This is a genomic window from Stenotrophomonas sp. S41 (assembly GCF_016624625.1).
GTDB lineage: Bacteria > Pseudomonadota > Gammaproteobacteria > Xanthomonadales > Xanthomonadaceae > Stenotrophomonas.
On record NZ_JACVTV010000145.1, the window covers coordinates 1 to 9219 of the forward strand.

General features: G+C 60.9%; 9 protein-coding genes and 1 pseudogene. 6 read left to right on the forward strand and 4 right to left on the reverse strand.

Annotation, left to right across the window (positions count from 1 at the left end; genetic code table 11):
• The 6 genes and pseudogenes from IAE56_RS19510 to IAE56_RS19535 form a co-directional block, all read left to right on the forward strand.
• On the forward strand, nt 1-1261 hold a 1261-nt coding region (locus IAE56_RS19510; protein WP_234456218.1), incomplete at its 5' end, for an RHS repeat-associated core domain-containing protein.
• Complete coding sequence (locus tag IAE56_RS19515; protein ID WP_200753670.1) at nt 1258-1668, forward strand: DUF4279 domain-containing protein; 411 nt, start codon at nt 1258-1260, stop codon at nt 1666-1668. The genes IAE56_RS19510 and IAE56_RS19515, both read left to right, overlap by 4 nt.
• Nucleotides 1669-2192: 524 nt before the next feature.
• Nucleotides 2193-2804: pseudogene (locus IAE56_RS19520) on the forward strand (RHS repeat-associated core domain-containing protein); the annotation flags it as partial.
• 212 nt (nt 2805-3016) lie between these two features.
• Nucleotides 3017-3457: a hypothetical protein gene (locus IAE56_RS19525; protein ID WP_200753671.1), complete on the forward strand. Its 441-nt coding sequence runs from the start codon at nt 3017-3019 to the stop codon at nt 3455-3457.
• Entirely contained in the window at nt 3436-3753 is a 318-nt protein-coding gene (locus tag IAE56_RS19530; protein ID WP_200753672.1) for a hypothetical protein, read from the forward strand. Before IAE56_RS19525 ends, IAE56_RS19530 begins: the two co-directional genes overlap by 22 nt.
• Before the next feature lie 4 nt (nt 3754-3757).
• Nucleotides 3758-4069 (forward strand): hypothetical protein, encoded by a 312-nt coding sequence (locus IAE56_RS19535; protein WP_200753673.1) that lies wholly within the window; start codon nt 3758-3760, stop codon nt 4067-4069.
• Between the two features lie 1127 nt (nt 4070-5196).
• Here the strand turns inward: IAE56_RS19535 and IAE56_RS19540 are convergent.
• The 4 genes from IAE56_RS19540 to IAE56_RS19555 all read right to left on the reverse strand — a co-directional run bounded on the left by IAE56_RS19540 (nt 5197) and on the right by IAE56_RS19555 (nt 9150).
• Nucleotides 5197-5823, reverse strand: a complete 627-nt coding sequence (locus tag IAE56_RS19540) for a hypothetical protein (protein ID WP_200753674.1) — start codon at nt 5821-5823, stop codon at nt 5197-5199.
• Nucleotides 5824-5931: 108 nt separating this feature from the next.
• Nucleotides 5932-7194, reverse strand: a complete 1263-nt coding sequence (locus IAE56_RS19545) for a hypothetical protein (RefSeq protein ID WP_200753675.1) — start codon at nt 7192-7194, stop codon at nt 5932-5934.
• A gap of 115 nt (nt 7195-7309) precedes the next feature.
• The gene (gene pcaC, locus IAE56_RS19550) at nt 7310-7696 is read right to left on the reverse strand and encodes a 4-carboxymuconolactone decarboxylase (protein ID WP_200753676.1); all 387 of its coding nucleotides are present in this window, start codon (nt 7694-7696) and stop codon (nt 7310-7312) included.
• Nucleotides 7693-9150 carry an NAD-dependent succinate-semialdehyde dehydrogenase gene (locus IAE56_RS19555; RefSeq protein ID WP_200753677.1) on the reverse strand — a complete coding sequence of 486 codons (1458 nt, stop codon included), beginning with the start codon at nt 9148-9150 and terminating at the stop codon, nt 7693-7695. Before IAE56_RS19555 ends, pcaC begins: the two co-directional genes overlap by 4 nt.
• Nucleotides 9151-9219 lie beyond the last annotated feature (69 nt).

Here is a 9219-nt window from a genome sequence, read left to right on the forward strand (position 1 = left end):
GAACGGCACCGGTTCAGCCGTGCTTGCGAAGTACGCCTATGACACGCTGGGCCGCCTGACCCAGACCCAGGACGGTACAACGGGCACGCCGATTGAAACCTACGGCTATGACGCCACCGGAAATCGCACCTCGCTGACCACCTCGGCGGGTACGTCGACCTACAGCTATCCGGCTGACAGCCATCATCTGGTGGCGTTGGGCGGCGAAGCGCGTGGCCACGATGCTGTAGGCAACACGACCAGCATTGGTGGCATGACCTTCACCTACAACGACGCCAATCGCATGAATGCGGTCAGGCAGGGTAACGCGGTGCTGGAAAGCTACGGCTACAACCATCGTGGCGAGCGCGTACTGCGCGCGCCCGAAGGCGGGGATGCGCAGATCACGGTCTACGACGAAGCCGGGCAGTGGCTCGGCAACTACTCGGCTGCGGGTCAGGCCCAGCAGCAGGCGATCTGGCTGGATAACTACCCGGTGGCGTTGATCAATGTAGTGGCAGCTGGCGTGCCTGAGCTTGCTTACATCCAGCCCGATCACCTGGGTACGCCGCGCGTGGTGATCGATGCGGTGCGGGATGTGGCGATCTGGGAGTGGAGCAACAAGAGCGAGGTATTTGGCGAACAGGCGCCGGCCAATGATCCCGATGGGGATGGTGTGGCATTTGATCTCGCGTTGCGCTTCCCGGGTCAGCAGGCGACGGATGCGAGTGGGATGTTCTACAACTACCAGCGGGAGTATGAGCCGGCGGTGGGTAGGTACTCGCAGAGTGATCCGATTGGGTTGAAGGGGGGAGTAAGCACCTATGGGTACGTTGGAGGAAGTCCAGCCACGTCCCCTGATCCTACAGGCCTAAAAGCCATTCCTCTGCCGATGCCAATGCCAGCACCTGTGTATATTCCCTACGATGAAGATCGAGGGGTGTACGAGCGGCCCGGCGACATATATATCTATCCGGATCGAGTTGCAAAGTGGTTTGTTGCGGAGGTGTTGATCGCAGCAACGCATCCGGCCAATCCCTTTTCTCCCTGGGTGCAGATGGCAGTCAAGCCGGCCAGGGAGCAGCGTCCCAATGACTGTCCGGCTGGAACCAAGCCGATTAATCAATTTCCAGGGTTGGATAAGGATGGCGTGCACAAGATAAAGAAGGGTATAAATGCACGTCCGACTGATTGGGTTGGAGTGAGTTCAGATGGCACAATATGGGTCAACGAAGATGGTAAGGCTGCTGACCAGGGGCATGTTGAGGATTATCTACCATGAATGAAGGCGTGAGATATTCGATATCGATCAGGATCGCTCATCCTGAAATGGATATGTCGGGTGTTTGCGAAGATCTGGGGCTTGTTCCAGATTTTTCATACAGTGCCGGCGATGCAAGGGTGACGCCCAAAGGCAAGCCAATTGGAGGGGTTAGAGATGGATCCTATTGGCTTCACAGTTTTGTGGAGGGAAATGATGGTGATGTTGAATCATCGTTAGAGCAGATTGTTCGATTCCTTTCGGTTAGGCAAGAATTCTTTGAGCAAATTGCGAGGAGCGGTGGGCGATCGGAACTATTCATAGGCTGGTTCTCATCAGAGAACACTGGCTTTAACATTGGAAATTCAATTCTGCGTAAGCTCGTCGATCTGAGTATTGATCTTTCGTTTGATATCTATCCTGAGTGAAATTGAATCTTCGGGCGTAGTTCATACAATTTCGTATGAAGATCTACACGCTACTGAATAGAACTCCCCGAAATTGATGAGCCAGGTGAGGCGGGATGGGGTAATGGATCTATTGGAAAAGCGGAAAGAGATTTCTACTGAAGAGTTCTACGGCCACGATTGCCTGCAAAGCGGCTTGGATAGGGGGTCGTAAAAGAGTCGTTAATTCATATTGCAGTCCAGCTTCGACTTCCTTCCGAAAAAATTCGGCCATCTGGCCGGTTGTTAAAGGGGTTGGCGTCTGGTGCATCTGTCGGCTGGGACTCTGGTTATGGAATAGTGCTCTATGAGCTTCAATCGCTGGCGAAAAGTCCTGGTGTCGCAATCAACAAGAATGTGGATACGATCGATGACTACATTCGTATCATGGTCGGTATTTACTGATTGCAGTTCAGCGCCTTTACTAAGAGCCAGGCTATCAGGATCTTTTAGGCCGGCCCAGAGGGCGGCAAGCGCCAACCATGTCGGCAGATACCACCAGCTGCACCTAAGTCGATGGCGAATCCCGCAACCATGACGCGGTTGGCAACACCGCCAGCATCGGCAGCAAGGCCTTCACCTACAACGACGCCAACCGCATGAACGCGGTCAAGCTGGTTGGGGCGGTCGCCGAACACTGCGGCTACAACCATCGCGGCGAGCGAGTACTGCGAGCGCCCGAAGGCCGAAGTGCCCAGATCACGATCTACGACGAAGCAGGGTAGTGGCTGGACAACCACCCGGTAGCGTTGATCAATGCGGCAGGTGCCGGTGTGCCTGAGGTGGCTTACATCGAGCCGGATCATCTGGGTGCGCCGCGCGTGGTGATCGATCCAGTGCAGGATGTTGCGATCCGTGAGTGGAGCAACAAGAGCGAGGTGTTTGGCGATCAGGCGCCGGACAATGATCCTGATGGGGATGGTGTGGCGTTCGGGCTGGTACTGCGTTTCCCGGGGCAGCAGGCGGCTGCGAGCGGGATGTTCTGCAAATGCCAGCGTGAGTATGTCCCGGCGGTGGGGCGCTACTCGCAGTGTGATCCGATTGGATTGGAGGGATGGGTCATCACGTACTCCTATGTTGAGTCGAAACCGATTTCCAATCTGGACCCGTTGGGTGTCGAGTCCGGCAAGTTCAAGTTCGGGACCTATAGAATGAAGCAGCCAGAAGCTCCGCCGGTAGCAGAGATGGGTGATGCGCTTGTAGCGGGAAGGGTGCTCGCGCTATGTGTCCACTTCATCTCGTCCTTTCTTAAACAACTACATTCCGGAGTGGTAACGTGCAGATGTGCTCGAAAGCTATGTGGCTTTCTGTACTCGGGCTTGCAGTCTTGATGTCCGGCTGCGGCTACGAGGAGAGTTCCTATGAGTCTCTGTCGGATGTGCATGATGAAGGCGATCTTTCTATGGTAAGCGCGCTGTCGATGCCGAAAGATGCAGTGTCGATTGCGTTCATTTCAGACGTTGAATCTGGCCTTTATCTTGCTTCATACGAGACGCGCAGCCCAATAAGCCAGATCAAAAAGGCTGGGATGTCAGCATCTGCGGCGCCACAGATCGGGCTTATTCGCGATTCCGTTGGTTTTGGTGTTGACCTGCCTTCAGACGTCGAAGTCTTCTACAAGTGCCTGGATATCCCGGAGTACCAGGCTGGGGCGACTGAAGGCCGTGGTGAGATCGCCTTGGCAGGAATTACCAACAAACGTATCTATCAATGGAACCAGCGTCACAATGACAGGTTGGATGAGAGGTTGTGTCGAAGAATCGAAAAATAGAAGAGCAATCAGCTGAAACGACTGCACTCAGGTCCGAAGTTGGTGTAAAGATTGACTGCCTGGGCATCCACTTGATCCATCTGGTGCGCCCGGAGATCTTCCTGATGCAGGTGTGGGTAGCCGTTGGCTGGGGAGAGACGAGCCTCGCCGTCATGGTGTGTGACGTCGAAGACGTGGTCCAACAGCGGCCCTGCAACTGGGATGCGGATAGCCGAGCTGACATCGATGCCGGTGCAATAAGGGCAATGCATGAAATGCTGGGGAACCGGCCCAAGGGCTGCGGCTGCGGAGGATAGGTTGATGGCGTGGGTGTTGGTTGCATTCTATGTGGTTCTCTCGGTGCTTACGTACTTCGCAATGGTCGGCAGAACTTCTACCAGGAGGCTGTTTTCCGCGTTTGGAATCATCGCTGTTCAGATAGCTGCGCTGGTATGGATCCAGATCATTGCTAGAGCCCTGGGCTCGCAGTCCGGCCGCGGGTCCTATTCCCTTGGAGTCGGCGAGCTCTATCTCGCCATCCGGCCCATCCTCTTGTTCAATGTTGCTGGATGCGTGGCGCTTGTCCTGATATTTCTGGTTACTCTGACCGGAAAGAAGCCGGATAGCGATTGACTATCGGCCCCAACGCCGACTGGTACCGGCTATTGTTACGGTCCGGGGCTGGAGGCCCAGCAGCAGCGCCGAGCTTGCTTGACTGAATCGCTGAGATGTTCCAAAACAACTATGCGGGGCTATCGCACCGAATGAAATTTCCCACGTCGTTGACTGGCAAGCTTTCGAGGAAAGCTCATGGATTTCTACCAGTCATTGCGTTGGCATTTACAGCCTCTGGCTGCATGGAAGTTGCAAGCACTGAGTATGCTGACCGTAACCACGCCATCTCCAGGGGTGCAATCGGCAAATCGAAGTGGTTGCCTGAGTGGTTGCCCGAAGATGCTGTCGACATACGCGAGGCGCATGACATGGACACCAATGAGTCTTGGTTGATCTTCCGTCCGACCAGTGGGACGCTGACGTTGCCCGAAGATTGCAGGCCAACAGGCAGGGCAGAGATGCCCGACGCGCCAACCATGCGGCGATTTCCTCAGTTCGCCCGTAGTTCCTGGTCGCGTGCATCTGACCATGCTGGGGTGTTCTATTCGTGTCCAGAGAGATCTGCTGGTCGCTGGGTCATGCACAATGACGAGCTGGGCCTTGTCTACAGTAGGGTGAAGTACTGACTGACGTGAGCGAAATGAGCTCCGAGTGAGTGATCAATCCTGTCCCGCCTGAAGATGTGTGCGCTTGCTATTCGGGGGACGTATCCAGCGAGCGTCGCATTGAGTTGGCGACAAAAGTCCGCCCAAGTGCTGACGGCTGTCTTTTACATTATTGATGGGCCGCGCACCCATGTGGCGGTCACCGCCGTCTATTCAGTTCATCAGGGATGTCGAACGAGATCTGGGAACGGGCACAACTGGCTGCCAGGTCAAGCCAGGTGACTCATTGCAGTCCCAGCGATGCGAACTCTTCGGCCATCCCGATGGCCGGTTGCGTCTGGGTGAACCCAGACGGGGAAACTGCCCATGACCGTTATGGCCTACTCAATGGCGGCCTGCAGCTGGTCCAAGCGACTGCCTTTTACCAAGCTACGGGCCGTCAGCGTAAAGCGGGGATCGCGCCTGCTCGACTGCTGTTGAAAAAGCAATCGAGCAAGCTCGATTCTACCGGGGCTGATACATGCCCGGCGACGCGCCGGATCACCCCTTCTGGCGCTGCTCCTGGATGGCTTTGTCCAGTGCGTCAACGTCGTCGGTGGACGACTGCAGCCACTGCGGATACTCGGCGGTTTCAACGAAACCTTCGCCACGCAGGACATCGTCCAGGTCCGGATCGTCATTGCCGCCGTGCTGCAGGAAGCCCGCCATCAGGCCAGACAGGCGGTGCGCGGCCTGGAAGGCAGCCTGCAGCGAACCGGCCGGCTCCACGATGGTGCCGAGGAAGGCCGCGTAGGCGGCGTGGTCGACCTCGAAGTCGTCACGGTTCTTGAAGGCCTCGGCACCCAGCTGTGCCTCGCCGGAGTTGTGACGGGCGAAGCCCCAGGTCCAGATATCGAGGAAATGCAGCGCTTCCAGCTTCTGGCGTTCTTCCGGATTCAGATCGATCGCGCCGGACAGGGCGTATTCCATGGTGGCGGCCGAGAAGGCTTCGGTGCCGGAATTCGCGTGGAAATCGCTGAGGCTGCGCAGCGCATCGGGCTGATGCGGGTCGAGCTGCAGCGCACGGTAGATCACGCGCGCGCCCTCGATGTGGCGGCCCTCGGCGATGAAGATGTTGAGGGCGTGGTTGGCCAGCTGGGCGGCGTTGAGTTCGGCGTAGGTCGTCATCGGGGCGGGGATCGGGAAAGGGCGGTCCGATGGTAGGTGCAGTGTTCCGCCGCAACAAGGGCCATGCCCACCCAGTAGATCCACGCCATGCGTGGATGCTCTCAGGCCCTAGAACCGGTAACCGATGACGGTGAACAGCGAGGTCTTGTAGCGGTCGTCGCCGCCCTCGGCTGCGCCGCTGATGTACTGGCCGGCACCCACGAACGGATCGTTGCGGCCGACCAGCAGTTCACTGGAAACGCGCAGGCGGCCATGGCTCCATGCAGCGCCAAGGGTCAACCGTTGGCTGTCCGTGAAGTCGGCCTCGTCCTTGATGAAACGTGACAGGCTGGCATACAGGTCGAACGGTTGCCCGGCGACCGTCAGCGGCCGTCCCACTTCGGCGAACACAACCGTGCCCTTGGTGGCGATGTTGTAGGACGCATCGAAGCCGCCCACGGTGATGACGTGGGTGTCGCGCGAAGCCGGCAGGCTGATGTCCTGCCGTGCGACCAGGACCTTGCCGCGCCAGGTGCCATTGCTGACCTTCACGCTGGCTGCGAGAGCGCGCCGCGTGCCGTCGCCCTGCGGCGTGCCGCTCTCGTCCTGCAGGCGCGAGTACAGACCGGATACCGCGGCAGACACCGTGACGTCGTCATGCTTCAGCAGATCCCAGTCGACGGTGGCCGCCACCAGGTCGCGCTCGGAGGTGCTGGTGCCATTCGGCACGTAGCTGTCGCCCTGCACGAAGGCGGTGGAATAGCGCGCGCCATCGCGGCTGATGCCTTTGCCGTCCGGCGTGGAGGTGGGGTAGTAGCCCGCGGCAAGGCGATAGCCTTCGCTATCGTGGCGGTACGTGATGCCCGGTGCGTAGACCTCTTCCAGGCCGACCACGAAGCCGATGCTGCCCAGCACCTGTGCGCCCCAGTACTGCTCGTCCAGCACCACCGGCTGCAGGCCGATGGCCACGCGGTCGCCATTGGCGAAGCGGCGGCCGGCATAGGCCTGCAACGGGAAGCTCACCTCGCCGGGGTAGTTGCGGTAGCCGCCGGCGTGCGAGTACAGCACGCTGCCGCCGTAGAAGCGGTACTGCGCCGAGGCAAAGTAGTCCTGGCCGTCATAGTCGGCCTTGAGGATGAGCGTGTCGAAGGACAGGTGGTTGGAGGTGCGGCGGGTGCCATCGCCGTGCGCGTCGTTGAAGCGCACATCCCAGCGGCCACGCAGGACACCGCCAAATGTCCAGCCGGTGTGCGCCGGCGCCGGCGTTGCGGCAGTGGCTTCGGCAGGCGTAGTGACCTCCTCGGTGGGGGTCTCGGCATGTGCAAGCGAGGCACACGCCAGGCACAGGGCCAGGACACGAGGCGAACGGGCGAAACGGAACGCAGGATGCATGGCAGGTTCCCAGGCAGGAACAGCAGAAAAGGGGCAATCGGCACGCCATCGCGCAACAGGGCACCCACCGCGCCGCGGGGCACGGGCAGGGCGCAACGAGGGCGGCAGAAAGGGCTTACGTCTCGGCGGCGTCGAATTCGGCGATGGCCTCGCGGGCCACGCGGAAGCTGTCCACGGAGGCAGGCACGCCGCAGTAGATCGCCACCTGCAGCAGCACCTCGCGGATCTTCTCGCGGCTGACGCCGTTGCGCAGCGCGCCCTTGACGTGGATCTTCAGCTCGTGCGGACGATTCAACGCGGAAATCATCGCCAGGTTGATCAGGCTGCGTTCGGCCAGGGCGAGATCCCTGCGCGCCCAGACGGTGCCCCAGCAGTACTCGGTCACCAGTTCCTGCAGCGGCTGGCTGAAGGCGTCGGCCTGGGCCAGGGCGCGGTCCACGTACTCATCGCCCAGCACGTGGCGGCGGATCTGCAGGCCTTTTTCGAAGCGGGAATCGCTCATGCGCTGATGCCTCCGAACAGGGTGTACTTGATGTCCAGGAAATCCTCGATGCCGTAGCGCGAACCCTCGCGCCCCAGCCCGGACTGCTTGATGCCGCCGAACGGCGCCACTTCATTGGAAATGGCCGCGCGGTTGATGCCGACCATGCCGTAGTCCAGCCGCTCGCTCATGCGCCAGGCGCGGCCGAGATCGCGGGTGTAGCAGTAGGCGGCCAGCCCGGAATCGGTGGCGTTGGCCAAGCGCACGGCCTCGGCTTCGTCGTGGAAACGGAACACGGCCGCCAGCGGGCCGAAGGTCTCGTCGGTCGCCACCTGCATTTCTGCGGTGGCATCGACCAGCAGGGTCGGCAGGTAGAAGCACTCGCCCTGCGCGCCGACCTCGCCACCCAGCAGTACGCGGCCGCCCTTGGCCACCGCGTCATCCACGTGCGACTGCACCTTGGCGACGGCGGCGGTGTTGATCAGCGGGCCGATCTGGGTGCCCTCGGCCTCGCCTGCGCCCACCTTCAATGCGGCGATGCGTGCACGCAGCGCCTCGACGAAGGCATCGTGGACGGCATCGTGCACGAGGAAGCGGTTGACGCAGACGCAGGTCTGGCCGGCGTTGCGGAACTTGGCCAGCATCGCGCCATCGACGGCAGCGTCCAGGTCGGCGTCGTCGAAGACGATGAAGGGCGCGTTGCCGCCCAGTTCCAGCGAGACCTTCTTCACTGTCTTCGCGGCCTTGCCGTACAGCATGCGGCCAACCGGGGTGGAACCGGTGAAAGTGAATTTGCGCACCTCCTCGCTGTCGAAGAACGCATCGCCGATGGACGCCGCATGGCCGGTGACCACGCTGAACATCGCCGCCGGCACACCGGCCTGCAGGGCCAGGTCGGCCATCGCCAGTGCAGTGAACGGGGTTTCCGCCGCAGGCTTGACGATGCACGGGCAGCCGGCCGCCAGTGCCGGGGCCACCTTGCGGGTGATCATCGCCGCCGGGAAGTTCCACGGCGTCACCGCGGCGACGATGCCGATCGGCTGGCGGGTCACCATGATCCGCGCATCGGGGTACGGGCTGGGGATGATGTCACCGTAGACCCGCTTGGCTTCCTCGGCGAACCATTCGACGAAGCTGGCGGCGTAGACAATCTCCGCACGTGCTTCGGCCAGCGGTTTGCCCTGTTCGGCGGTCAGCAGGCGGGCGAGGGTTTCAGTGTTCTCGATCAGCAGGCGGTGCCACGCTTTCAGCACGCGCGAGCGGTGCTCGGCGGTGGTGGCCCGCCAGTCGGCCCAGCCGGCCGAGGCCGCGGCGATCGCGCGCTCGGTTTCGGCCCGGCCCAGGCGCGGCACGGTGCCCAGCACCTGCTGGGTGGCCGGGTCGAGGATCTCATCCACTTCACCGCTGTCGGCGGCGATCCATTGCCCAGCCACCAGCGCACGCTGGTGGAACAGCGCGGACGTTTCAACGTTCATGCATACCTCGTGGTTCGTGTCGGGGGGGGGGGGGGGGGGGGGGGGGGGGGGGGGGGGGGGGGGGGGGGG

What these genes read in the sequence shown, in the direction of transcription:
- IAE56_RS19515 (WP_200753670.1), top strand. Translation starts at nt 1,258, where the DNA reads ATGAATGAAGGCGTGAGATATTCGATATCGATCAGGATCGCTCATCCT.
- IAE56_RS19540 (WP_200753674.1), bottom strand. Translation starts at nt 5,823, where the DNA reads ATGACGACCTACGCCGAACTCAACGCCGCCCAGCTGGCCAACCACGCC.
- IAE56_RS19545 (WP_200753675.1), bottom strand. Translation starts at nt 7,194, where the DNA reads ATGCATCCTGCGTTCCGTTTCGCCCGTTCGCCTCGTGTCCTGGCCCTG.
- pcaC (WP_200753676.1), bottom strand. Translation starts at nt 7,696, where the DNA reads ATGAGCGATTCCCGCTTCGAAAAAGGCCTGCAGATCCGCCGCCACGTG.
- IAE56_RS19535 (WP_200753673.1), top strand. Translation starts at nt 3,758, where the DNA reads ATGGCGTGGGTGTTGGTTGCATTCTATGTGGTTCTCTCGGTGCTTACG.
- IAE56_RS19525 (WP_200753671.1), top strand. Translation starts at nt 3,017, where the DNA reads ATGTCCGGCTGCGGCTACGAGGAGAGTTCCTATGAGTCTCTGTCGGAT.
- IAE56_RS19555 (WP_200753677.1), bottom strand. Translation starts at nt 9,150, where the DNA reads ATGAACGTTGAAACGTCCGCGCTGTTCCACCAGCGTGCGCTGGTGGCT.